The 25,286-nt window shown below is 61.9% G+C and carries 17 protein-coding genes; 6 read left to right on the top strand and 11 right to left on the bottom strand.

From position 1 onward, the window contains the following. Positions 1-388: 388 nt before the first annotated feature. The 4 genes from tnpA to Q4I12_RS10605 form a co-directional block, all read right to left on the bottom strand. On the bottom strand, positions 389-844 hold the full coding sequence (tnpA, locus tag Q4I12_RS10620; RefSeq protein WP_072333439.1) for an IS200/IS605 family transposase: 456 nt from the start codon (positions 842-844) through the stop codon (positions 389-391). Between the two features lie 239 nt (positions 845-1,083). Next, positions 1,084-4,641 (bottom strand): PEP/pyruvate-binding domain-containing protein, encoded by a 3,558-nt coding sequence (locus tag Q4I12_RS10615; protein ID WP_302261526.1) that lies wholly within the window; start codon positions 4,639-4,641, stop codon positions 1,084-1,086. 99 nt (positions 4,642-4,740) lie between these two features. Then, complete coding sequence (locus tag Q4I12_RS10610; RefSeq protein ID WP_204625633.1) at positions 4,741-8,442, bottom strand: pyruvate carboxylase; 3,702 nt, start codon at positions 8,440-8,442, stop codon at positions 4,741-4,743. 13 nt (positions 8,443-8,455) lie between these two features. After that, positions 8,456-9,247, bottom strand: coding sequence for a biotin--[acetyl-CoA-carboxylase] ligase (locus Q4I12_RS10605; protein WP_168936075.1), 792 nt, complete (start codon positions 9,245-9,247; stop codon positions 8,456-8,458). On the opposite strand from Q4I12_RS10605, the gene Q4I12_RS10600 reads away from it, so the two are divergent. Continuing rightward, positions 9,246-10,352: a tRNA nucleotidyltransferase/poly(A) polymerase-related protein gene (locus Q4I12_RS10600; protein WP_302261525.1), complete on the top strand. Its 1,107-nt coding sequence runs from the start codon at positions 9,246-9,248 to the stop codon at positions 10,350-10,352. The genes Q4I12_RS10605 and Q4I12_RS10600 overlap by 2 nt on opposite strands. Here Q4I12_RS10600 and ybeY read toward each other — a convergent pair. From ybeY to Q4I12_RS10570, 6 genes are all read right to left on the bottom strand, one after another. Further along, complete coding sequence (gene ybeY, locus Q4I12_RS10595; protein ID WP_205906089.1) at positions 10,349-10,780, bottom strand: rRNA maturation RNase YbeY; 432 nt, start codon at positions 10,778-10,780, stop codon at positions 10,349-10,351. The genes Q4I12_RS10600 and ybeY overlap by 4 nt on opposite strands. After that, the gene (locus Q4I12_RS10590; protein WP_302261524.1) at positions 10,777-13,395 is read right to left on the bottom strand and encodes an HD family phosphohydrolase; all 2,619 of its coding nucleotides are present in this window, start codon (positions 13,393-13,395) and stop codon (positions 10,777-10,779) included. The genes ybeY and Q4I12_RS10590 overlap by 4 nt, the downstream gene beginning before the upstream one ends. Next, positions 13,364-14,353, bottom strand: coding sequence for a PhoH family protein (locus tag Q4I12_RS10585; protein WP_302261523.1), 990 nt, complete (start codon positions 14,351-14,353; stop codon positions 13,364-13,366). The genes Q4I12_RS10590 and Q4I12_RS10585 overlap by 32 nt, the downstream gene beginning before the upstream one ends. 157 nt (positions 14,354-14,510) lie before the next feature. Beyond that, positions 14,511-15,941, bottom strand: coding sequence for an Asp-tRNA(Asn)/Glu-tRNA(Gln) amidotransferase subunit GatB (gatB, locus tag Q4I12_RS10580; protein WP_006005996.1), 1,431 nt, complete (start codon positions 15,939-15,941; stop codon positions 14,511-14,513). Between the two features lie 22 nt (positions 15,942-15,963). Beyond that, positions 15,964-17,703, bottom strand: a complete 1,740-nt coding sequence (locus Q4I12_RS10575; RefSeq protein ID WP_302261522.1) for an ARMT1-like domain-containing protein — start codon at positions 17,701-17,703, stop codon at positions 15,964-15,966. 7 nt (positions 17,704-17,710) lie between these two features. Continuing rightward, entirely contained in the window at positions 17,711-18,571 is an 861-nt protein-coding gene (locus tag Q4I12_RS10570; RefSeq protein WP_204625628.1) for an NAD(+)/NADH kinase, read from the bottom strand. A 115-nt stretch (positions 18,572-18,686) separates the two neighbouring features. Between Q4I12_RS10570 and Q4I12_RS10565 the strand changes: the two genes are divergently transcribed. From Q4I12_RS10565 to Q4I12_RS10545, 5 genes are all read left to right on the top strand, one after another. Continuing rightward, complete coding sequence (locus Q4I12_RS10565; protein WP_302261521.1) at positions 18,687-19,286, top strand: SIS domain-containing protein; 600 nt, start codon at positions 18,687-18,689, stop codon at positions 19,284-19,286. 14 nt (positions 19,287-19,300) lie between these two features. Continuing rightward, entirely contained in the window at positions 19,301-19,540 is a 240-nt protein-coding gene (locus Q4I12_RS10560; protein ID WP_006006004.1) for an FmdB family zinc ribbon protein, read from the top strand. A gap of 8 nt (positions 19,541-19,548) precedes the next feature. Then, positions 19,549-20,484 (top strand): hydroxymethylbilane synthase, encoded by a 936-nt coding sequence (gene hemC, locus Q4I12_RS10555; RefSeq protein ID WP_297160456.1) that lies wholly within the window; start codon positions 19,549-19,551, stop codon positions 20,482-20,484. A 5-nt stretch (positions 20,485-20,489) separates the two neighbouring features. Beyond that, on the top strand, positions 20,490-22,931 hold the full coding sequence (locus tag Q4I12_RS10550; RefSeq protein WP_168936068.1) for a Lon protease family protein: 2,442 nt from the start codon (positions 20,490-20,492) through the stop codon (positions 22,929-22,931). A 77-nt stretch (positions 22,932-23,008) separates the two neighbouring features. Beyond that, positions 23,009-23,596 carry a TetR/AcrR family transcriptional regulator gene (locus Q4I12_RS10545; RefSeq protein ID WP_006006010.1) on the top strand — a complete coding sequence of 196 codons (588 nt, stop codon included), beginning with the start codon at positions 23,009-23,011 and terminating at the stop codon, positions 23,594-23,596. A gap of 293 nt (positions 23,597-23,889) precedes the next feature. On the opposite strand, the gene Q4I12_RS10540 is transcribed toward Q4I12_RS10545, so the two are convergent. After that, positions 23,890-25,224 carry a UDP-glucose dehydrogenase family protein gene (locus Q4I12_RS10540; protein WP_168936342.1) on the bottom strand — a complete coding sequence of 445 codons (1,335 nt, stop codon included), beginning with the start codon at positions 25,222-25,224 and terminating at the stop codon, positions 23,890-23,892. Positions 25,225-25,286 lie beyond the last annotated feature (62 nt).

Raw genomic sequence — 25,286 nt, 5'->3', positions numbered from 1 at the left:
GCCCGGAGAAAGGCGACGGAAAACAGGCGTCAGCAAACCGTCTGCGGCGACAAGGACATACAGCCCCACCACAGACAGCGTCAGGTCAGACCAGACAGAAGCATGCGCCAACTATCCATATTCTCTCCAGAAATACTACACCAGATATATTTTGAGCATACGAAGGAAGGAATACAAAGTAAAGTACCCTCCCCTGTTCTCTTGAAAGTTTTTCCAAAACAACCAGCGATGAGACCTTTCCCTATCGCCGGGTGGGTCACGACAGTCCTGAAATCAGAACCACCCGCAAAGCGGGTGGTTTGCTCTGGCCCTGTAAGGGCCTGTTACCGGCTGCGCCTAAAGACGCTGGCTTTCACGCTGTTCAAGCCCAGTGCCCTTGCCGCCTTGGCTACCCCTTAAAGGGGTCTTGATATTCGCGTGATGTCAGCTTGTCTCTCATAATGTCGTGACGTTCCTGATCCTGGATATATTTTTTGATCGTTGCCTCATTAAGCCCCACCGTACTGACATAATATCCTTCGGCCCAAAATTTTCTGTTGCCAAACTTATATTTAAGGTTTGCGTGCTTATCGAATATCATCAACGAACTTTTCCCTTTCAGGTAGCCCATGAAATTTGCCACACTGATTTTAGGAGGAATGGACACCAGCATGTGGACATGATCCGGCATCAGATGCCCTTCCAGAATCTCAACCCCTTTATATTTGCAGAGGCATTGCAGAATTTCTTTTATACTTTCACGGAGCTGTGCGAAGATTATTTTTCTTCTATATTTTGGAGTAAAGACGATATGATACTTGCACAACCATTTCGTATGCGCTAGGCTATGAGCCTTGGTTCCCATAACAAAAACACCTTTCCGTTAATGTTGCGATGGGCTTGAACAACTTCATCGTAGCGGAAAGATGTTTTTGTGTGTATAACGTATTGTCTCCACCCGCATAGCGGGTGGTTTTTTGTTTCGCGCCTGTCAGGCGCTCAACAGGCTAAAGCCCATAAGAAAAAAGGGGGCGCTTTGGGCGCCCCCTTTATCGTCAACATATCCGCGAACTGGCTCAGAACCGACTCGCGAACCGGTACAGGTTAGAACTTGATCTTGCGGTATTCTTCCAGGGCAGCAGCCTGCTCTTCGAAGGAAGCGAAGCCAGCCTGATGCAGGGCGTCTTCCACCGTGCTGCTCCAATCCCAGGTCGCGTAGATGACGGGCTTGTGGAACATGGAGCGGAAGCTTTCCAGCTCGGTGCGGTAGAAGGATTCCTTGGGGGTATCCAGATGCTCACGCAGCTGTTCGTGACGACGCTGCAGCTCGCCTTCGTACCATTCCTGGATATCCTGGGGCAGCGTGTACTTCTTCAGGATGTGGCCGTAACCGGCCTCTTCCATCAGCTTGGCAAGACGCTGATGATGCTGCTTGCCCAGCCATTCGCCCAGCTTGGATGTGGGGATGTTCTCGGCTTCCACAGCGGCGATGTCGAACACGGTCTGGAAGTAGGTATCCGGCACCACCGAAGCGGAGACGATACCGGCGATGGCCACCAGGCCGCGCAGGATCACGCTGTTGGAGATACCCTGACCGCAGAAGCCCACCTTCTTGCCGTACTTCTGGCCGGTGAAGATGCTGACCAGGATGGCCCAGACCACGGCGGGATCTTCTTCGTCGTAGATATGGCCCAGACGCGCGTTGTCGCGGTCCGTGGCCAGCACCATCTGGGTCATGTCGTTGGAACCGATGGAGAATCCGTCGAATTCCTGGATGAACTGCTTGGCCAGGATGGCGTTGGAGGGGATTTCCGACATCTGGATGATGCGCAGGCCGTCCTGACCGCTGGTCAGCTTGTGCACCTGGCTCAGGTAGGTCCGCATGGAGCGGGCTTCTTCCAGGGTACGCACGAAGGGCAGCATCATCTGCAGGTTGGAACCGCCGTACACGCCGCGGGCCAGCTTGAAGGCTTCGATTTCCCAGTCGTGGATATTGCGGGACACACCGCGGTAACCCAGCATGGGGTTGTCTTCGTGATGTTCGAAGAGGTTGCCACCCAGCAGGTTGCGGTATTCGTTGCTCTTGAAGTCCGTGGTACGGTACACGATAGTCTTGCCGTAGAAGGCCATGGCAAACAGGGCCAGGTTCTGGGCCAGCGTCTGCACATAGTGTTCCTTACCGGTGCGGAAGCCGCGGGACTTGATGATGGCGCGGATCTTTTCGGGCAGAGCGCGCACGTCGTCCATTTCCTTCTTCAGGCCGCCACGCAGGCTCACTTCTTCACGCAGGCGGGCAATGTTGCCCAGCAGAGAAGTCACCACGGGCAGATCCTTGATGCGCTTCACATGCTCTTCCACCGAGGCTTCAATCTCGGCGATGCGCTTGGCCGATTCGGGATCGGAGGGCGAAAGCAGGGCCAGCTCGTCGTCGTAGCCCATGATGATACGCACATGATCGGCCAGATCCACGGAGGTCTTGAGGATCTCCAGGCGGCGGGAAGCCATTTCCATATGTTGGTCGATCTTGTGGTCGAGCTCACGCATCTTGCGGTGCTGCAGCAGCACTTCTTCGGCGCTGAGGCTGCGGTCGGCGTCCACCAGAGCGGAGACTTCGGCATTGAGGCCGGTCACTTCGCCCACGTATTCACGCAGGTTGAAGTTGAACACGATGAGGCCGGCAGCCATCTGCTCGCGCAGGACCTTGGAAAGGTTGTCTTCCAGTTCCTTGAGCTTGCCCTGCACCATGTCTTCCAGTTCGCCGTTGTTGAAGGCTTCCAGAGCCTGGGGATGGATGCTGATGTTGCCCAGCATGAACTCGGCACGCAGCAGACCCACTTCGAACTGCGGGAACTCGCGCAGACGGGAGAGGAACAGGGCCTGGCCCACGTCCGCCAGCACCAGGCCGACCTTGGTCTTGGTGGTGGGCAGTTTGGCCACGTCCATTTCGCCGCCCACTTCGCGCAGGGGCAGCAGACCGCGATACACCCGGCCGCGGGTACCGTCGACGGTCACTTCCACGCCATCCAGGGCGCGCAGCACATCCAGACGCTGGATGCCGATGACGGCGGCGATGCCCAGTTCACGCGAGGTGATGGCGGCGTGGCTGGTATCGCCACCCACGTCGGCCATGATGGCGGAGGCCACACGCATGCCGGGCACCATGTCGGGGTCGGTACGCTCGGCGGCCAGCACGTCGCCCTTGGCGACCTTGTTCAGTTCCAGGGCCGAACGCAGGAAGCGCACGGTACCGTGACCGGCACCGCGGGAGGCACCATTGCCTTCCACCAGCACTTCGGCATTGGCGGCAGCCTTGGCGTCCACTTCGCGACGGCGCATGAAGATCGTGGTGGGATGCAGCTCCAGCTCTTCGTTCCAGCGGGTCTCGGGGCGGGCCTGCACGAACCACAGTTTGTCGTTGGCGTCGATACAGAATTCCGTATCCATGATCATGCCGCCGTAAGCCTTGCTCACGGCACGCACGCCCTTGGCCACACGCTCGGCCTGGCTCAGCGACAGGGCCCAGCGCAGGGCTTCCAGTTCAGGCACGGCCACTTCACGGGTACCACCGCGTTCGTCATAGACGATCTTCATGTCCTTGCAGCCCATCTGGCGGATGACGACTTCACTGCCGTCATCGCGCTGGAAGACATAAAGCTTGTCGGGGGTCACCTTGCCGCCCACCACAGCTTCGCCCAGACCGTAGCTGGTATCGATGCTGACCAGGTCCTTGCGGGCCGTGCCGCGGCAACCGGTGGACGTATCGGCCGAGAAAGCCGTACCGGAGATCACGGGGTTGATCATCTGCATCATGCAGACGGAAAGCGAGGTGTTCTCGATGGCCCATTCCTGCTTGGCGTTGATGGCGATGGCTTCATCGCCGGTCTCTTCAGCGCGGGCAATGGCATCGAGGATGGCCTCGCGGCGGTAGGTCATGGAGCGCAGGTTGTACGCGGAAGCACAGTCCCAATGGTAGGCTTCCACGACCTTGGCCGGGCCCACCATGTTGAGGTAGGTGTCCTGCAGACCGGCAAAGGCTTTCTTGCGGGAGTCTTCACCGGCAGCCGAGGAACGCACGGCCACGGGAGTCATGTCGTCGCCGTTCTCGTTGCAGATGGAGAGGTAGGCACCGCGCACGGCCTCATCCACGTCCTGGGGAAGATCCACGGACAGGATGGCGGCCTGCACCATGACAGAACGTTTGCGCAGCTGGTCGATACCTTCGGGAGAGGTAGCAAAGCCTTCCACGATGGTATTGATGAAGGTGCGCAGTTTGGTGTGGGACTGGTCCCCTTCCGCAGCGGCAGCGTCATGGATCTGCTTGCCGAGCTGGCGGACGAACTTCTGCAGGAAGTCGGGGTCCTGGTTGATTTCGGGATCATTCCAGTCGATACGGCCGTACTCGCGGTCGACGACCGCGCGAACGATACGCCCGGTAACCTTGGTCTCATCCAGCACCCTGTGGAAGGCGAGCGAAGAGATGGCGCGGAAATAAGGCGCCTGGATACCTTCGATCTGGCTGATGAGGGCCGTGTTGTAGTTCTTGCCACCCACAAGCAGCTCGGCTTCTTCGCCGATCGCCACGATGTCGGCGCCGGTCAGCACCAACTTTTTGCGGATAGCTTCCGGGGATTCCTCTTTCTTAGTGGCAGCCGTTTTGGCCATGACTTCCTCCGTTATACCAGGAAAGAAAGCTTTTGATTGCAATCATCATACCCTAGCAGGCACATCCTGTCCACAATGCGGCGCAAATGCGCCACACGGCTAGATCACGCGGGATCCGCAGTAAGGACAGAAGGAGACATTGTCCATGGGGATAGGTTGTGCGCAGGCTTCATTGCTGCAAATACGCGGCACGGGGCCCAGTTCGACGAGCAGCTCGCCTTCACGCACGGATACCATCTGCTTGTTTTCCTTGAAGTCGGCCGTCTTCAGCACGCGCTTCACGACGCCATCCACAGGAGCCAGCACAGCCTTTTCCTGCTTCATGATGGACACGTTGAACAGCTCTTCGCCGGCCTTCACGATATCGCCGGGGTGGACGTACATGACCCACAGGTCGCCATTGCTGGGCGACGCCACATGGAACTTGTTGGCAGGATCCGCCATGGTCAGGCCCTTGGCCTTCTGGCCGGTGGGCTGGGCGACCTGCACTTCGCAGCTCATGATCTCGGAGTCCAGCACGTAACGGCAGATGACGACACCGGCATCGTTGGGACGGGAGATGCTCAGCAGCAGCAGATGGTGGGGCTTACCGCTGCGGTCATTGAAATAGAGGTCCTGGCCGGGCTTGAGGCCTTCGAACCAGACATGCAGGGGCAGATTGTTGGGATCGCCGTACTGCATGCGGAACTGCATGGTCTTGAGGGCATCGGCCGGATGATTCAGGTACAGGACGAACTCTTCCTTGGTGGGCTTGCGCTTCAGCAATTCGGTGCAGGCAGCTTCTTCGGCGGCCAGGTTCACGTCCGGCAGGCTTTCCAGAGGCGAGACTTCCGTACGGTTGGCGATGGCGCTCTTCCACTCGGAGCCAAAGGCGCTCTCGTAGACCCAGTCCGCGGGGAAGCCCAGCGGCAGGCGGCCGAACTTGCCCAGCAGCAGCTTACGGAAGGCGTCGTTGCAGTCCTGGTAGATGTTCAGGCGGGCCTTGCGCATCTCGCTGGAAAGTTCGGATTCGGGCGTACGGGTGACTTCGTTGAGCACTTCGAGCAGGAAGCGGACCTCTTCCTCGCCGCCGCGCTTCCAGGCCCCGGTGACCGCCAGGAAGGCGGTGTTCCAGGTGATCTGCGAACCGGGCGTCACGTCGTGGTAACGAACGATCTGGCGGGTCCCTTCCAGGAACTTGAGCATGTAGGGCAGCAGATGGATGTAGCCCTGCTTCATGGCGCCTTCCTGCGAGGAGGAAGTAGCACCGCCGGGCATGCCGTGGCGGGTCACATCGTAGTCGATGCCCTTGAAGTACGGCGAGCAGTAGCGGTCATAGTAGGGCATGATCTGCTTGCAGACGAAGTTGGCGTCGCGGATGGCATCCTTGTTCAGATGGCACTCCAGGCCCAGCTCGTCTTCCATGTAAGCCACCGTGGCCAGCACGTCGCCCTGCCCGTAAGAACGGACAGCGGAACCCAGACCCACGTCGATGATGTGGGCACCGGCCTTGGCCGCGGCCCCGCAGGCGGGGATGAACAAGCCGTCGGTGCAGTGACGGTGGTAGTGCAGCACCAGTTCGGGCCAGCGCTTGCGCAGGGCCGTCACCAGCTCGGTCATGAAGCGCGGCGGGCAGACACCGGCCATATCCTTGAGGCCGAGGATGATGCTGCGGGCAGCGGTCTTTTCATCGGCGCCCATGATGTCGGCCATCATGCGCAGGATGTTCTCGGTCACACCCAGATAGTGATTGACGTCGAAGCCCTTGGCCCACGAAAGGGAGATGGCGGGCTGGAAGACCACGTCCTTGCGGTCCATGACCACTTCGGCGATGGGGCGCATGTTCTCCACATGGTTCAGGAAGTCGAAGCAGCGCACCACTTCGTAGTGATCGCAGATCATCTCGCCGGTCAGGCGCATGAGGTTGCGCGGCTGCGGCGTGTAGCCCAGCACGTTGGTGGAGCGCACCAGCAGCTGCTTGAGCGTCTTGGGAGCGAAGCTCTTCCACTCCTTCGCTTCGGAGAAGGGATAGGTCATGTTGGCCAGCATGGCCACATGGAAGTGGGCGCCGCCGCCGTTCTCGATGGAGAAGTAACCGGCATTGTCCAGGTAGGGACCGATCAGGCGGTCTTCGGCCAGGCGGAAGCGGTTGCCGGAGTTGGACTGGGTGAAGTCACGCGGCGTGGTATCCGTAAAGTGCACGTAGCCGCTGTCGCGGATGAAGTCCAGCAGGGCGCGGCGGTCGCCCTGAGGATAGGGAGACGGCTGGCGGCGCAGCTGGCTGGGGATGGGCGGCAGCACCGGATCGAAGGCGCCCAGACGGGGCGTGGTGACGGAACGGTATTCCCCGAGCTGCACATGGGGGTTGTAGCCCTTGGCGGAGATCTCCGCCACCAGGCGGGCCAGGCGTTCGCTTTCGGGGGCCACGTCCCGGTACTGCATGAGCTCGGGATGGTTGGCCACGAAGTTGGTGTTGATCTCGCCCTTGCGGAACAGGGGATGCTTGAGGATCTGGCGGTGGAAGGGGATGGTGGTCTTGATGCCGCCGATGATGTATTCGCTCAGGGCGCGGTCCATGATGCCCAGGGTCTTTTCCCAGTCGTGGGCATAGGCGATGAGCAGGGAGCCGGCCGAGTCATAGTTGGCCGGGAACTCATAACCGGCACTGATGTTGGAGTCCAGACGCACACCGGGGCCGCCAGGCGACACGTAACGGGTGATCAGACCGGCATTGGGAGCGAAGTTCTCCTGCGGGTTCTCGCAGTTGATACGCACCTGCATGGCACAGTAGGAAGGACGCAGGTTCTCTTCGCGGTAACGCAGTTCCGCACCAAAGGCCACGGCGATCTGCTCTTCCACCAGGTCGATGCCGTAGCGGCATTCGGTGATGCCGTGTTCCACCTGCAGACGGGTGTTGACTTCGATCATGTAGGGCGTGCCGTCGGGCGTGACCAGGAATTCCACCGTGGCCAGGGAGTGGTAGCCCACGGCGCGCACCAGGCGACGGGCGTAGTCCTTGAGCTGTTCGCGCAGCTGGCGGGTCATGCCCGGCCAGGGCGAAGGCGTGATCTCGACGAGCTTCTGATGGTTGCGCTGCACGGTGCAGTCGCGTTCGTCAAAGGCAAAGACATTGCCGTACATGTCGGCGATGACCTGGATCTCGATGTGGCGCACATCGGCCAGGAACTTTTCCACGAACAGGCGCGGATTGCCGAAGGAGGCCTGGGCCATGGTGGAGGCCTTGAAGAAGGCGTCTTCCAGCTCGGCTTCATTGTGGATGGCGAAGATACCGCGGCCACCGCCGCCGCCTTCGGCCTTGAGCATGATGGGCAGACCGATCTCGGAGATCAGCTGACGGGCGGTGGCGATGTCCACGGCCCCGTCAGAACCGGGCACCACGGGGATGCCCAGCTTGCGGGCCACGGCGCGGGCCTGCACTTTGTTGCCCAGCAGGTTCATGGCTTCGGCAGTGGCACCGATAAAGGTGATACCGGCTTCCTTGCAGCGCTGGGGGAAACGGGTGTCCTCAGAGGCAAAGCCCCAGCCGGGGTGGATACCGACAACGCCGCGCTGGCGGGCTTTGTCGATGATGCGGTCAATATCCAGGTAAGCGCGGGGATCGGGTCCGAGCAGAATCAGTTCCTTGGCAGTGGATGCTGACGGCGCAGTTTTATCCACATCGGTGGCTGTCATGGCCGCGACGGCGTCAAAGCGTTCGCGGATGGAGCGACAGATGCGGCGGGCGGGAATGCCACGGTTGGCGACAAGGATCACCTTGCCCTTGAGAAATTCCTGGACGTCTGCAAAGGATTTGTTGGCCATGCCTTTTTGCCCTTTAGTAATGATGCGAAAGACGCAGGCTTCCGCTGTAAAAAACCTCCTGCCGGCCATTGCGCGACAGGCACAGTCCTCCGTCATGGCACAGCCCTGTCAGAATGCCCTCGACGACCTCATCGCCGTCGTCGAGACAAACGCAGGACCCGCGCCAGAGCAGGAAGCTCTCGGCGAGATCCTTCCAGTTTTTCTTTAGAGAACCGCCGGTACTATACTCGCAAAACAGGCAGTTTACAAGTTGATACCATAGGCTCTCGGCGGTAAGAAATATTTTTTGTGATTTTTCCAGGCCCGAAACCAGGGCCTTCGCGGGCATGGCGGCCCCTGCGCGCAAGGTCTCGGCCGGCGGGGCCCAGGCCACATTGATGCCGATACCGGCCAGCAGGACGCCCGCCCTTTCTTCCAGCAGGATCCCCGCCACCTTGGCGGGGGTGTCCCCGTCCAGCACGGCAAGATCATTGGGCCATTTGAGGCGCACCTCGAAGCCCAGCTTTCCCAGAGCGGCCGCCAGCATGGCCCCGGTCACGGTGGAGGCCGCGGAACTGGCGAACGGCTCCTGCATGGGGAGCCGCAGCGCCGCATAGATATTGCCGGCGGGCGAGACCCAGTTCCGGCGCAGCTGTCCCCTGCCCTGCCGCTGGCTGCTGACCAGCACGCTCTGCCAGGGCGCCAGCAGGCCGCGACGGGCCAGGGTATGCCCCACATCCAGTGCGGACGAGACCTCACCGAAACGCCAGACCTCAGGCCGTCCGGCCCTTTGCTCCCGCGCCCCGTTATGGCATGATGTCGTCATGAAGACCTACCTTGTTGGCGGTGCCGTCCGTGACATCCTGCTGGGACAGGCACCGGTTGAGCTGGATTATGCCGTGGACGGAGACGATGCCGCCTTCCTGGCGACGCATCCCGATGCCGCCCGCGTGGGGAAAAGCGTTCAGGTCTGTCTGTGGCACGGCTGTGAATTCATGCCGCTCCGTGGTGGGAGCCTGCCTGCGGATCTGGCCGCCCGTGACCTGAGCGTCAATGCGCTGGCCCTGGACGCCGGCGGGCATGTGCATGCCCATGCCAGGACGCTGGATGATCTGGAGCGCAGGCTCCTGCGCCCGGCCTCGCCCAACGCTTTCCGCAAGGATCCCCTGCGCCTTTTCCGCCTGGCCCGCTTTGCCTGCCGTCATCCGGACTGGCAGCTGCACCCCGATTGCCTCCGTCTGGCAGCGGAGGTACCGGAAAGCGCTTTGGCGGCCATACCGGCGGAGAGGGTCGGCAGGGAGCTGCTCAAAGCTCTGGCCCTCCCCTGCCCCGGCCGCTTTCTGGAAGTCCTGGAGCAGCTCCACCTCTGGCGGCCGTGGTTCACGGAACTGGAAGCCATCGCCCGCATCCCCGCTGGGCCTGTACGCTGGCACAGCGGTTCGGTGCTCCAGCATACCGTCCGGGTCATGAACGCCGTGGCCGGCAACAGTCTGGCCGTCTGGATGGCCTTCTGCCACGATCTGGGAAAGCTGCTGACTCCTGAGGAAGAACTGCCCCACCACTACGGACATGAGCAGCGGGGGCTGGCGCTGGTGCGCCTTCTGACCAAACGGCTGCACCTGCCCGTCCGGCGGGAAAAGGCAGGACTGCTGGCCTGCGAGCTGCATATGAAGGCCGGGCTGTATGACCGTCTGCGCCCCGGCACACGCCGGGACGTGCTCTGGACCGTGGCCACGCGCGGCCTGATGAAGGAGTTCTGGAGTGTGGTGGATGCCGACAGCAAGCAGGACATCAGCAGCAAGGCACTGGCGGATACGGCCCTGCTCCGCACCATAGGGCTGCCGCCCCAATGGCAGAACAAAGGAGCGGAATCCGCCCGCAAATTGCGGGAACTGCACTGTCAGGCCCTGGTCGGCAGCAGGTCGGCCTAGCTCCAGACTTCCGCTTCGGCCCTGCTCCGGCACCAGTCGCAGAGGGCATCCATCTCTTCGCCGTGGTCATATCCGGCCAGGTGCCCCACGGAATGCGCCAGCAGGCGCAGCAGATGCTCTGCCGGGTCCTGACCGTAAAGCAGGCATTCCCTGTTCAGCGTATCGAGGGAAAGGAGCATCACCCCCGGCAGGCTCTCATCACCGGGGAACGACAGAACATTGGTCGGGCCTGTGCAGCCCATGTAGCGCTGATTGGCCCGGGCGATGCAGGCATCGTCCACCAGATGGGCTTCCACAGGGCCCAGCGGACAACCGGCCTCCCGCGCTGCGGAGGTCAGGGCATCCAGTATCCTGCTTATCTGGCGTGGGGGCACAGGCAACAGCCAGGCCCCCGCCGGACAATGATCGATGACCCGGACAGCCATCATTCCCGCCCCGCCTGTTCTGTACGGGCCAGCTGTTCGGCTTCCAGCTTCTCCGCGGCTTCGACGGCGGCAGCGTCATGCACACGGCCGTGATGATGGCCGCTGTGGCTGTTTTCGGCTTTTTCTTCCGCCTCCCTGGCAGCCGGGGCGTTCTCGTGCCCCTTGGCTTCGGCCTTGCTTTCGGCCGGGCGGGCATCCGCGTTTTTGGCTTCCGCAGCCTTGCCTTCCTGCTTGCCTTCGTTCTTGGCCGGCGGATAGGCGATGCGCTGGTGGAAGATGCCCGTCAGGATGCGCTGGAAGTTCTCGCTCAGGTAATGCAGATCCTTGAAGGTCAGTTCGGACTCGTCGAGCTGGCCTTCGGAGAAAATGCCCTTGATGATGGTATCGATGTGCGTCCTGATACGGGCAGGCGTGGGATCCGTCAGCGTCCGGCTGGAGGCCTCCACGGAGTCTGCCAGCATGAGGATGGCGGCTTCCTTGGTCTGGGGCCGGGGACCGGGATAGCTGAAATCCGATTCGCGCGGCCGCTCGCCCATATTGATGGCCTTCTGGTAGAAGTAGCGGATGACGCGGGTCCCGTGATGCTGGCGGATGATGTCGATGATCTCCTGCCCCAGCTTGTAGCGCTCGGCCAGTTCCGTACCCTTCTTGACGTGGGACGTGATGATGAGCGCACTCATGGAGGGGGCCAGCTTGTCATGCTTGTTGGGACCGCCGAACTGGTTCTCGATGAAGTATTCGGGATAGGTCAGCTTGCCCGCGTCATGATACAGGGCCGCCACCTTGCACAGCAGGCTGTTGGCTCCGATGGCCTTGGCCCCGGCTTCCACCATGTTGGCCACCACCAGAGAATGATGATAGGTGCCGGGGATGGTCACCATCAGTTCCTGCATCAGCGGATGCTCAAGGCTCATGAGCTCCATGAGACGGAAACGCGTACTGTAGCCAAAGGCCAGCTCCAACACGGGGCTGACGGCGAACAGCAGGATCAGGGACAGGAGGCTGTTGATGGCCACGGCCCCCAGCTGCATGGGGAACTCGTTGGGCGAGATCTGCGCCAGCAGGGCCATGCCCAGCCAGATGAGCGACTGCCCCACCGTCAGGGGGATGATGCTCCAGACAACGTCCTGCCGGGTCTGGGCATTGGTCACCAGCCAGGTGGCCAGCATGCCGCCCAGGAAATGATACAGGAAGAAGGTGTAGTCCGCCTGGAACATGAGCATGGCAAAGAAACAGAGCAGCAGGCTCATGGTGCAGTAGCGGCGGGCGGCAAAGACCATGGCCACCAGCCCCACGCCCCCGGCGATGGGGAAGGCCACGGCATAGTTGGCCATCAGCGTCAGGCTGTCGAAACGGGTGGCAAGGCAGAACGCCCCCTTGGCCCCCACGCTGAACAGGAACAGCACCAACGAGATGAGCAGCATGTCCTTGCAACGCAGCGGCGTGCCGGGCTTGCCGCTGGGCGCTACGAAGAAGCCGATGGACAGGATCAGGGAGAACAGGAAGGCCCCCAGCACCACGCCCCAGCGGACGGGATCGGCAGCGCTCTTATACAGGGTCTGCAGTTTGAGCTGCTGCTCGCGGCTCACCCTGTCCCCCTTGCGCACCACCAGCTCGCCTTTCTGGATCTGGTAAAAGACGGGCTCCACATTGGCCACCACGGCTTCACCGCGGCGCTGGGTCGTCTCACGGTTGAGCGTCAGAGACGCCGGGACCGTCGCGGAAAGCAGGATGTTGATGGCCCGGCGGGAGTGGGCGTTGAGGGTATCTTCCTGCCGCAGCAGGGACGAGATCTCGGCCAGGAAGGACTGCACATCGGGCAGCGTGGTCACTTCGGGGCGCAGCAGTTCCGAACCGTTGTCGAGGTTGCGGATGACGACCCCGGCCCGTCCAGCTCTGGCGGAGCGGATGTCGCCCACGAGGCCTTCGGCCAGGCGATCCCGGATCAGCGGCATCAGGGGCTTGAGGAGGTACTGCTGCACTTCCGGCAAGGCCAGCTGGGGCAGCACCTCTTCGGCCACCCGGGGCGTCAGTTCTTCCACCAGACGGCGGACAGAGGCCTCCCCTCTCGGAAGGTCCGCCAGATCTTCCTCGGCTCTGGGCAGAGGACGCTGGGCGGCAACAGGCGCGGCAGGAGCGGGCGTGACCGGGGCTTCCCCGGCCTGTCCGACAGTAGGCGCGCTGTCCTCCGCTTCGGGAGCCGCCGGAGCGGCTTCTTCCGGCACAGGTTTGACGCTCTGCAAGCCCTTGTGGTCGGCCATCACGTTCAGATGATGCAGGATCCCAAGGATGCGGTTCTGGAACATCTCATAGGGCTGCATGCTCAGGTCGTAGACCGAGGGCTGGAGCATGAGCACCTGGCGCTGCCGGGCCTTGCTGGCCTGCACGTCTTCCACCAGGATGTCGCGGTCAGCGATGACGTCACTGTCCGCCACCTGCCCCGCCACATAGACGCGGCTTTCCGGCGTCAGATTGGCACCGGCCAGCAACGAGAGGAAAAGCAGGGTCAGAATCAATACCAGCAGGCCGCGACCGCAGTGGTGACGCGTTCTCAGCGTCTGCCACAGGGCCACCATGCTGGAGGGTCTAGCTGTCTTTTTCGGCGTTGTCGTAGGCATTGACGATGGCTCCCACCAGAGGATGGCGCACCACGTCAGCCTTGCTGAAGTGGTGCACGGCAAGACCGGGGATCTTGTCCAGGATGACCAGGGCATGGACGAGGCCCGAGCGGGCCCGCCCGGAAGACGGGTTGACGGGCAGGTCGATCTGCGAGGTATCGCCCGTGACCACCACGCGCGATCCAAAGCCCATGCGGGTCAGGAACATCTTCATCTGCTCGTGGGTGGTGTTCTGGGCTTCGTCCAGGATGATGAAGGCATCATTGAGGGTACGGCCACGCATGAAGGCCAGGGGGGCCACCTCGATGGTCCCCACTTCCAGCATGGATGCCACCTTGGGCTGGGGCACCATGTCGTGCAGGGCATCATACAGGGGACGCAGGTACGGATTGACCTTGTCCGCCAGGTCGCCGGGCAGGAAGCCCAGCCGCTCCCCCGCTTCCACGGCGGGACGCGTCAGCACGATGCGCTTGACCTGATGCTGCTGCAGCATGGAGATGGCCATGGCCACCGCAAGATAGGTCTTGCCCGTACCGGCAGGTCCCACGGCAAAGACCATCTCGTTCCGGCGCAGGATATCCAGATACTGCTTCTGGGCCACATTGCGGGCCGTCACCGTCTTGCGCGGCGTATTGACGAAAACAGCCTCCTGGAAGACCTGCCGCAGGTTGAGCCCGGGATCGGCCGCCAGCATGGCATAGGCCCGGGACATGTCCTGCTGGCTGATGCTGATGCCGTTGCGCAGCATATCATAGAGCTGCACGAAAAGCCGGTACAGGCACTGCAGGACGGCATGGTCCGGACTGGAGAAAAAAACAGAAGCACCGCGGCTGCCTATCTGGGCACCGCTGGCAGCGGCCAGCAGGTCCAAATGGGCATTGCGGGGACCAAACAGCTGATTGGCCAGCAAAGGATCATCGAAATCGATCCTTTCCTGAGAAGATGAATATGAAGCCATGATTTTTGCCTAGCGTATTTTGGGCTTTCTGTCCATGAAAGGGCTTCCGGATCCGGCGCACTATTCCTTAAAGTATAACTTTAATAAAATTGAAGCTGCATTCAAAAAAATAAGGGGGCACCCCAGGCACCCCCTTGCAGCTTTTTATGCTCCCGGACTAGCCAGCCAGCTTTTTGGCCAGCAGCTCATTGACCAGCGCGGGGTTGGCCTTGCCGCGGGTCGCGCGCATGACCTGGCCCACAAAGAAGCTGATGAGCTTGGTCTTGCCGCCACGGAAAGCCTCCACTTCGGCGGGATTGTCGGCCAGCACCTTGTCCACGGCCGCTTCCAGCGCAGAGCTGTCGGAGATCTGCACCAGGCCCTTTTCCTTGACGTAGGCTTCGGGCATGGCGCCGTTTTCCATCAGGTCGGCAAAGATGTCATTGGCGATCTTGGCGCTGATGAGGCCCTTGTCCACGATGCTGACCAGCTCGGCCAGAGCTTCGGGCGTCATGGCACAATCCTGCACATGCAGGGAGCGGGCGTTGAGCTCGCGCAGCAGCGGGCCGAGGATGAAGTTGGCCACCTTGCGGGCATCGGCTTTGGCCGCCGCAGCCTCAAAGAAATCGGCCATGGCACGGCTCTGCACCAGCACTTCCGCCTCGGGTTCGGGCAGGCCCGTCATGGCGATGAAGCGCTGCATGCGGGCGGCAGGCAGCTCGGGCAGTTCCTGCTGCCAGCGGCTGAACTCCTCATCGGTGATGGTCACGGGCAGCAGGTCGGGATCAGGGAAGTAACGGTAGTCGTGCGCTTCTTCCTTGCCGCGCATGGAAGCCGTGATATTCTTGGTGGCATCGTACAGGCGGGTCTCCTGCACGATCTCTTCCCCGTCCGCCAGGGCATCCTGCTGGCGGGCGATCTCGTAATCAATGGCTCGCTGCACATTGCGGAACGAGTTCAGGTTCTTGAGCTCGGTACGGGTGCCGAAGGTCGTGCTGCCCACGGGACGGATGGAGACGTTGGCGTCACAGCGGAAGCTGCCCTCCTCCATGTTGCCGTCGCAGACGCCCAGATAGGTCACGATGCCGTACAGGGCCTTGAGGTAGGCCACGGCCTCGGCGGAAGAACGCATGTCCGGCTCGGAAACGATCTCCACCAGCGGCGTCCCGGCGCGGTTGAGGTCCACATAGCTGACGTTCTCGCCCTGGGCATGGATGTTCTTGCCCGCGTCGTTCTCCATGTGGATTCGCGTGATGCCGATGCGCTTTTCGGCACCGTCCACCGTGACCGTCAGATGGCCATGCTCGCAGATGGGCAGGTCGAACTGCGAGATCTGGTAGCCGGACGGCAGGTCGGGATAAAAATAGTTTTTGCGGGCGAAAATGGAATTGCGGTGGATGCTGCAGTTGGTGGCAAGACCCACCAGGCAGGCATAGTGCACGGCCTGCCGGTTGAGCATGGGCAGGGCACCGGGCATGCCGCCGCAGACTTCGCAGACATTGCTGTTGGGAGCCTGCCCGAAACTGGTGGGGCAGGAGCAGAAAAGTTTGGTGGCCGTAGCCAGTTGTACGTGGACTTCCAAGCCGATGACGGCTTCATATGCAGGCATGAAAAACTCCGTGAACCAGATGTTAGGAACGGCTGATGGTCGCGTCGAAATATTTGCCGACGCCGTACTCGCCACGCCGTGTAAAGCGGGCCGGATCGGGCCCGATGATCTGCATTTCCCTGTTTTGCCGCTGCACGTCCAGGGCTATGCGCATCTCCTGGGTGCAGCCGGTAGAAAAAGTGGCGTCCTTTCCGGACCAGATGGGCGGGACCTTGCGTCCCATGAGCCGGAAGCTTTCTTCGATATCAGCAAACGTCTGGAAACGCCAGACGTCGATGAAGCCGCTCCGCTGCACGCGCTCCCACATGAACATGAGGTCATCCCCGTCCATGCCCTCCACGAAATGCTCGGCAGGATTCACGATCTGGACGTTGTCCAGACGCTTGCGCAGATCGCCCACAAAGGTCCGCGCCAGTGAGATGGCGGTCTGGGTCTCGCCGGGGATGCTGCCGATGATGCAGCTGTAGAACATGACCGTACGGCCGTTCATGCGGGCCTCGCGCATGCGGGCGATGATGCCGTCCGCATGGGCCGCCACGTCCTGCTCGGTCAATTTTTTTACCCCGGGCGCATGCCGGCGCAGGGCCAGATGCATGTCCGCGCCGTCATGCCAGTAGCAAAGGATATCGCGGGTGAACTCGCAGCTGGTGCCCAGCAGCATGTCGGCCGAACGCCAGCCCTTGGCCAGGATAAGGTCCGCTTCCTTCCAGGCACGGGAAAAACTGATGGAGACCCGGTACAGGTTGAGCCGCTCACGCGTCCCGTCGCTGATGACCAGCAGACGGTGCTCGCGCAGATGGCGCAGCAGCTGGTTCTTGCTCAGGTGGGCGTCACGAACGATATAGTCCTGCTTCAGCTCCTCGCGCAGGACAGGATCCTCTTCCACGTCATCCAAGGTGGGCGCATAGAAGAAGAAACCGTCCTTGACGGCAAAAATGACACGATGCTGCATGCGCAACAGCTTGCGCACCACCGCCAGATCGAAGACCACCCCGCCGTCGGCATCACACAGATACAGGATGGTCCGCGGCCGGGAGGCCAGTTCATCCAGGTAGCTTTCCAGCTCCGCAGCCTTCTGCTCCGCGCGGTGGAACTCTTCTTCCAAAAATATCCTGTCGGGGACGGCGGTCTCCAGCTCCAGCGTATAGGCGGAAAGGAACAAATGACGGACCAGGCTGCAGGCATCCAGCCGGGCCCGGGCCGCCTCGAGCGTATCCGGCAGCGGAGCTACCGGCATGCCTTCAAGGGCGGTGCGCACGCTCTCCGAGCGCAGGATCTCGCGCTGCAGGATATTGAGCGCATGGCGGCGCTGCCGCCAGGGATCGCCATCGCCCAGCCCCTGGGCCAGGACGATGTTGGTCATGCGCTTGATGAGACGCGGCGGCAAAAGCGTATGCTGGGCAACCGCACTGCGGAAGCGGTAACGACAGAACAGCAGCAGCGCCCGGCGCTGCATCCTGTCCGTCACGAGGGACCGCACAAGGCGCACGAGGATGCGCCAGGCGCGATTGTACTCTTTTTGCAGCCGTCGGGGCATGGTCGGCTCGCACAGCAAGGCGAACATGGCGTCCGAACAGGGAAGATACACGCTGCCGGGGCCGCCGGCCACCATGAATTTCAGCTGTTCAGGACTGGCAACGATGTGCGGATTGAGGTCATGGACAAGGTTGTTGTCGATGAACAAATTGTACAGCCATGCGTCGAAGCAGGCATCTTTTCCCAGCCGGACATCAGCCATGCGGCGCGGCGCGTTCCCATTCATGCGGGCCTCACTTGTGTTTGGCGCCCGATGCCATATCCGTCACGAAGCCGCGCGTCCGCAAGCGTTCAAAAAACGGCATTTCCTTGCCCACAAAGCAGACGGCGTCTTCCAGCCCCGTCACCTCCACCCGGTCCCCCACCTGGAGCAGCAGGCCTTCCTGACCGTCCACCGTGATGTAGGTCTCGGTGGTACCGGGCAGCAGGTCGATACAGAAGCGGGTCTTATGGGGAAAGACCATGGGGGGGATGGTGTTCAGGAAAGGACAGATGGGCGTGAACACCATGCAGTTGAGGCTCGGGTACAGCAGCGGGCCTCCGGCGGAGACGCTGTAGCCCGAACTGCCGATGGGGGTGGAGATGATCACGCCGTCACTGCGCAGACGGCACATCTCCTGCCCGTCCACGCCGATGTCCATGTTGACGAGCCGCGAGAGGGCCGCCCGGCTGAGGACGACGTCATTGACGGCCACGCCCTTGGCGAGCGTGCTTTCATTGCGTACGACTTTCCATTGCAGGGCCATACAGGTACGCTCGGGAGTGATGCCTGCCAGGGAATCGGCAAGGCCCTTCTCCCACTGCTCCGGCTGGATGTCGGCCAAGAAGCCGACCCGGCCGAAATTGATGCCCAGCAGGGGGATGCCCCGGCCTGCCACCCGACGGGCCACACCCAGCATGGTGCCGTCCCCTCCCAGGACAACGGCAAAATCCAGATCGGGAAGAGCATAGGCGGGATCGTCAAACCCTCCGCTGATGGCCGTGACAGAGTGTCCCCTGGCGCGCAGCCAGGCACCTATTTCAGCTTCAAGACGTGCCGCACGGTCACTGTTGGCCTTGCGGACCACGAGAATATGGCGGGCTTTGCTTTGCATCCTTTTTCTCTACGTTATAGGCGCGCGCAGTGCAAGTGGGAAGAGGCTTTTTATCTTGTCAGGGCAGTTGCTTTGTCTTAAAAATGGTACGGCCGCAGGCCATCAGGACGACACCATGCAGACAGCGCAGGACATTATAACGACATACGGCCGGACAGGCGCCCGCCTGCGCGAGGTCTTTTTCCAGGAAAGAACGCCCCTTTTGCAGAAGGCGGCCCTGCACATGGCCCGTTGCCTTATCCATGACGGCAAGGTGCTCGTCCTGGGCGAAGGGGCCGCCGGTATTTGTGCCCGTGCCGCAGCCCAGGCCCTGCTTGACCGGCTCGATCTCGACCGGCCGGCGCTGCCGGCCATCTTGCTGCCGGCCGGGAGCCCGGGGGGGCAGACAGCGGACAGAGCGGCCCTGCGGCAGCTCGAGGCTCTGGCCCGGCCCGGGGATGCGCTCCTGACATTCCTCCCCGACACAGCACAGACGGCCATGGGGCCCGTGCTGGCACTGGCGCAGGAGACCGGCGTGTCCTGCATCACTCTTTGCGGGCGTCCTGTCGCGGGTCTGTCCCTGCCCGGGCTCGTGATCGATGTCCCGGATGCTTCCGGGGCCCCTGCCTCCCTTGTCCATGAACTGCTTTTTGCCGCCGGCCATCTTGTCTGCAGGCTGGTGGATTACTATCTTTTCGAAAACGTGACGGCGATCCAGGCCGTCGATCCGCAGTAAGAGGTTACACGACCATGCCCATCTACGAATACACTTGCACCAAATGCGGCAAAGATTTTGAGGAACTTGTCTTTGGCGATGACCTGCCCGCCTGCCCCCATTGCGGCGCGGCCGAGACCCGCAAGCTGATGTCCCGCTGCGCTCACTGCAGCGGCGGCAACGGCGGCGATGACTCCTTCGCTCCTTCCATGCCCGCCTCTTCCGGCGGCTGCGCCGGCTGCTCCGGCGGTAACTGCGCCACCTGCGGCCACTAGGAGACGCCATGCGCAAAAATCTCGTCATCGCCACCCGCGGCAGTCAGCTGGCCCTCTGGCAGGCCGAACACGTCAAAGCCTGCCTGGAGTCCCTGGAACCGGGCCTGAACATCAGCCTGCGCGTCATCAAGACCCGCGGCGACATCATCCTGGATGTCCCCCTGTCCAAGGTGGGCGGCAAGGGTCTGTTCGTCAAGGAGATCGAGGAAGCCCTGCTGGACGGTTCCGCCGACCTGGCCGTGCACAGCATCAAGGACGTGCCCATGGTCCTGCCCGAGGGCCTCGTCCTGGGCTGCGTGCCCCAGCGTGAGATCTGCGTGGACTGCCTGCTCTCCAACCGCTACGCCTCTCTGGACGAACTGCCCCGGGGGGCCCGCGTTGGCACCAGCAGCCTGCGCCGCCAGGCCCAGCTGCTCAATCTGCGTCCCGACCTGGAGATCCTTTCCCTGCGCGGCAATGTGGATACCCGCCTGCGCAAGATGAAGGAAGGCGAATACGACGCCATCGTGCTGGCCTCCGCCGGGCTCAAGCGTCTGGGTCTTTCCGCGGACCGCATGCACCATTTCGAGGCGGCCTCCTTCGTGCCCGCCGTGGGCCAGGGTGCCCTGGGCATCGAATGCCGTGGTGATGACAGTGAAGTGCTGGAACTGCTGTCCCGCATGGAACACCGCCCCACCCGCATCTGCGTGGAAGCCGAGCGCGGTTTCCTGGCCGGTCTGGATGGCGGCTGTCAGGTGCCCATCGCCGGTCATGCGGAGATGCTGGACGACGACCGCTTCATCCTGGACGGCCTGGTGGCCGAAGTGGACGGCAGCGTCATCCTGCGCGAACAGCAGGAAGGTACGGCCGCCACGGCACGCGAAACGGGCTTTGCCCTGGCCCGTCATCTTCTGGACAAGGGCGGCAAGGACATCCTTGACCGCCTGTATGCTGAAAACCGGTAGTAATGATGCCCAAGATCCTTCCTCTGCCCACATCGCGACTGCACGCGACGTTCGATCCCGAACGCATCCCCTGGCAGGACAGCCGGGAGATCCCCTTGCCCCGCAACGGGGCGGGCAGCCGCAACGCTTTCCAGCCTCGCGCCATGCAGGCTCTGGACATGGCCCTGAACATCAGGGCCTGTGGCTACAATGTCTATGTCTCCGGCGATGCCAATCTGGGGCGCAGCTATACCCTGCTCTCCTATCTTGGCCCGCAGGCCCGCAAACGGCCGACGCCGCCGGATCTGGTCTATGTCCACAACTTCGATGACCCCGACCGGCCGCGTCTGCTTTCCCTGCCTGCCGGTCAGGGCAAAAAGTTCAAGCAGTGCGTGACCTCCACCGTGGACGCCATCCTGCATGAACTGCCCCGCCGCTTCGAAGCCGCGCCCTTCGTCAAGCAGCGTGCCCGGCTGGTGGACAGCTTCCAGAAGGTCCGCAGCGGCCTGCTGAGCAAGATGACCTCCGTGGCCCAGCACAAGGGCTTCCATCTCGACATGGACGAAGGCGGCAGCCTGACCCTGTATCCGCTGGTCAAGGGCAAGCGGCTGAGCGAGGAAGAGTTCGAACATCTGGACGACAGCCTGCGCATGACCCTCAAGCGGCGCGGGGAGACCCTGGTCCAGAGCATGGCCAGCTTCATGCGCCAGTTGAGCAAGGCCGAGGAAAGCTTCCATGACGACGAGCGCAACCTGGAACAGACCGTCATGGCCCAGGTGCTGGACGCCCTGCTGCTCCCGGCCCAGAAAAAACTGCTCAAGGCCTGCCAGAGCGAGGCCCTGGAACAGTACTTTGTCAGCCTGCGCGCGGACATCCTGAAGAACACCGAAGCCTTCCTGCCCCGGGAGGCCGGCCAGTCCGGCCCGGATGTCCCCCATGCGCCCCTGCCGCCGCAGGGCGATCCGCTGTACCGCTATGACGTCAATGTTTTCGTGGACAACAGCCAGCTCAGCGGCGCCCCCATCGTGGTGGAAGACCATCCCACCGCGTCCAACCTGCTGGGCTGTATCGAGCGGGAATCCGAGCTGGGCGCTCTGGTGACGGATTTCACCCTGGTGCGGGCCGGGAGCCTGCACAAGGCCAACGGGGGCTTCCTCGTCCTGCGGGCGGAAGACCTGCTGCAGCATCCCAATGCCTGGGAAGGTCTGCTGCGGGCCCTGCGGGCCAATTCCCTGCGCATCGAAGACGGCGCGGAGACCCCGGATGCCGCCATCCGCACCAAGGGCATCAACCCCGAGCCCCTGAAGCTGGATCTCAAGGTCGTGCTTATCGGTACGGAAGACCTGTACGAAGCCCTGGTCCTCAATGAGGACCGCTTCGCCAAGCTGTTCCGCATCAAGGCCCAGATGGCCGAACGCATGGACCGCAATGCCGCCGGCGTCCGTTTCTATCTGTCGGTCATCGCCCGCATCGCGGAAGAATCCGGCCTGCGGCCCTTCGACCGCACGGCCCTGGCCTGGCTGGTGGATCTGGGCTCGCATCTGTGCGAGGACCAGCGCCGCCTGTCGCTCAAGTTCCCGCTGCTGCGCGAGCAGATGATCGAGGGGGACGCCCTGGCAGGCATGGAAGGCGCCGAGATCGTCACCGGTGATATCATGGAGCGTTCCTATGCGGCGCGCACCTACCGGGCCAATCTGGTGGAAGAGATCTTCATGGAAGAGTACGACCGCGAGATGATCAAGGTCTGTACTTCGGGCAGTGCCATCGGTCAGGTCAACGGCCTGTCGGTCACCGGCTACGGTGATTTTGAATTCGGCCTGCCCCACCGCATCTCCTGTACCGTGGGCGTCGGCCATGAAGGCATCATCGACCTGGAGCGGGAAGCCGAACTGGGCGGCCCCATCCATACCAAGGCCATGATGATCCTCAAGAGCTACCTGACCAATCTCTTTGCCCGCAAGAAACCTCTTGTTCTGGCCGGATCACTCTATTTCGAACAAAGCTATGCCGGTATCGAAGGCGACTCCGCTTCCGGTGCGGAGCTGGTGGCCCTGCTCTCCGCCCTTGCCGATGTGCCCGTGCGGCTCGACCTGGCCTTCACGGGCGCGGTCAGCCATTCCGGGCAGATCATGGCCGTGGGCGGCGTGACGCGGAAGATCGAAGGTTTCTTCAAGGTCTGCGCACGGCATGGTCTCACGGGCAGCCAGGGGGTCATCATCCCCCACGACAATGTGGATCACCTGATGCTCTCCCCGGATGTGCTCCAGGCCGTGGAAAAGGGACAGTTTGCCATCTATGCCGTCCGCAGTATCGAAGAGGCCCTGACCCTGCTCACGGGGCTGCCCGTGGGACGCCGCCGCAAGGACGATACGTTCACGCCCGGCAGCCTCTACGATATGGTGGACCGCCGTCTGGAACGGTTGGGCGATTATGCCCAGAACTCCTTCCGTCGGACGCGTAAAGGATAGGCGCCATGCATTGACTTGCCTTCATTGAGCGAGTAAACAGTTCTGGCCGATTGTGAAAAAGACGCTTAACCCCCGCAATGACCATGACTGCAAAAAATAAAAAAGAAGCCCTGCTCCAGGCCGCCAAGGAACTTTTTGGTGAATGTGGCTATGTGGAAACCACCTTCAAGAAGATTTCCGACCGGGCTGGTGTGGCCCTTGGACTGCTGACGCACCACTATGGCAACAAGGAAAAACTGTTCCTGGCCTCGGGACTCGATGTGCTGGAACATTTTCTGGTCAAGTTGCGCCAGGCCACGGCTGATGCGGCCTGCGGCTATGATGCCGTCATGCACTTCTGCAAGGCCTATCTGGACTTCTCTGTGGACAAGGACTCCAACTGGCTGGTGCTGGTGCGCTGCTCCCCGTACAGCGATATGAAGACCAAGACGGACAGGGAACAGATGGATTCCATGTTCGCCCAGGTGCATCGTGAACTGGAAGAGCAGATCCAGCGCGGCATCCGCGACGGCAGCATCGTCAATGTGGACAGCAAGGCCACGGCGCAGGTCATCATCTCCCTGATGGTGGGTGCCAACCGTACCCGCGTGCTGACCCCCTATGCCCTGCCGGAGCTCTATGACGAGACCCTGGATTTCGTCTCCCGCTCCATCCGCAAGAACTAGTCCTTTCCCTCCCCGCTAAACAACAGATCCCCGGCAGGAAACTGCCGGGGATTTTTTATGGCTCGCCCTCAGGGGATACTTCTCATAGAGAGAGAGAGAGAGAGAAAGAGACCGTCCTCCCCGTACCAGCCAGAGATCCTGCCGTTTGTTCGACGCTCCATAAGCATGGCATCCCGCCCAACCCTTTGCAGGCTTTCAACGCAGTCAGCTTTCCGCAAGCCGCCCCTGCACATATAAAAAGGGCCTGCCCTTTACAGGACAGGCCCTCATCTGGTCTTGGGTCGGTTCGTTGCCTAGTCGGGACGGCGGCCGATGCAGAAGTAGGCGAAACCACGGCTGCCCATGGCGGCGGGCGAGTAGAGGTTACGGCCGTCAAAGAGCAGCGGCGCGGTCAGCAGGGACTTGATGCGGTCGAAGTCGGGATTGCGGAACTGGTTCCATTCCGTCACCACCAGCAGAGCCTGGGCACCATCGCACACGCCGTACTGGTCGTCCACGATCTCCACCAGGGGGTTGTCCTGGAAGATACGGCGGGCGTTATCGGCCGCCACGGGGTCGAAAGCCCGCACCTTCATGCCGGCTTCGGTCAGGGCGTTGATGATGTTGATGGCAGCGGCTTCACGCATGTCGTCGGTGTTGGCCTTGAAAGCCAGGCCCCACAGGGCCAGGGTCTTGCCCTTCACACCACCCTGCGGCGCAAAGTATTCCTTGATGCGCTCGGCCATGTGCAGCTTCTGGCGGGCGTTCACGGCTTCCACGGCATTGAGCAGCTTGGGCTCCATACCGGCGGCTTCGGCCGTATGGATCAGGGCCTTCACGTCCTTGGGGAAGCAGGAACCGCCGTAACCAACGCCGGGATAGATGAACTGGTAGCCGATGCGGCTGTCAGAACCGATGCCGTTGCGCACGTCGCGCACGTCAGCGCCCACACGCTCGCAAATGGTGGCGATCTCGTTGATGAAGGAGATCTTGGTGGCCAGCATGCAGTTGGCGGCGTATTTGGTCATTTCAGCGCTGCGGATGCCCATGACGATCAGTTTGTCACGGGTACGGGCAAAGGGCGCGTACAGTTCGCGCATGGTGGCGGCGGCCTTGTCCGACGAGGTGCCGATGACCACGCGGTCAGGCTTCATGAAGTCGGAGATGGCGTCGCCTTCCTTCAGGAACTCGGGGTTGGAGACCACCTCGAAGTCGAAATTCTTGCCGCGGGCAGCCAGTTCTTCGGTGATGATGGCGCGCACACGGTCGGCAGTGCCCACCGGCACCGTGGACTTGTCCACCACGATGAGGTCGTTTTCCATGGTACGACCGATCTCGCGGGCCACCTGCTCCACGTAGTGCAAATCGCAGGAACCGTCTTCTCCGGGAGGGGTACCCACGCAGATGAAGGCGCAATCAGCGCCAACCAGACCTTCCGCCAGGCTGGTGGTGAACTTCAGGCGGCCATCGGCATGGCTGCGGCGCACCATGGGTTCCAGGCCGGGCTCGAAAATATGCACGGAGCCGGCATTCAGGCGGGCCACAACATCCTTGTTGACATCGATGCAGGTCACGGAGTTGCCCATTTCAGCGAAGCAGGCAGCACTCACCAGACCCACATAGCCGGTGCCGACGATACACAATTTCATATGTTTTCTCCCTTGGGGCGCTCTTGACGCCCGACAGTGATAACGTCAAAACAAATCGATTG

It is taken from the genome of Desulfovibrio piger, assembly GCF_951793255.1.
In the GTDB taxonomy this organism is placed as follows: domain Bacteria; phylum Desulfobacterota; class Desulfovibrionia; order Desulfovibrionales; family Desulfovibrionaceae; genus Desulfovibrio.
Note: the sequence above shows the minus strand (reverse complement) of the source record. Positions and strands in the feature narration are given on the sequence as shown.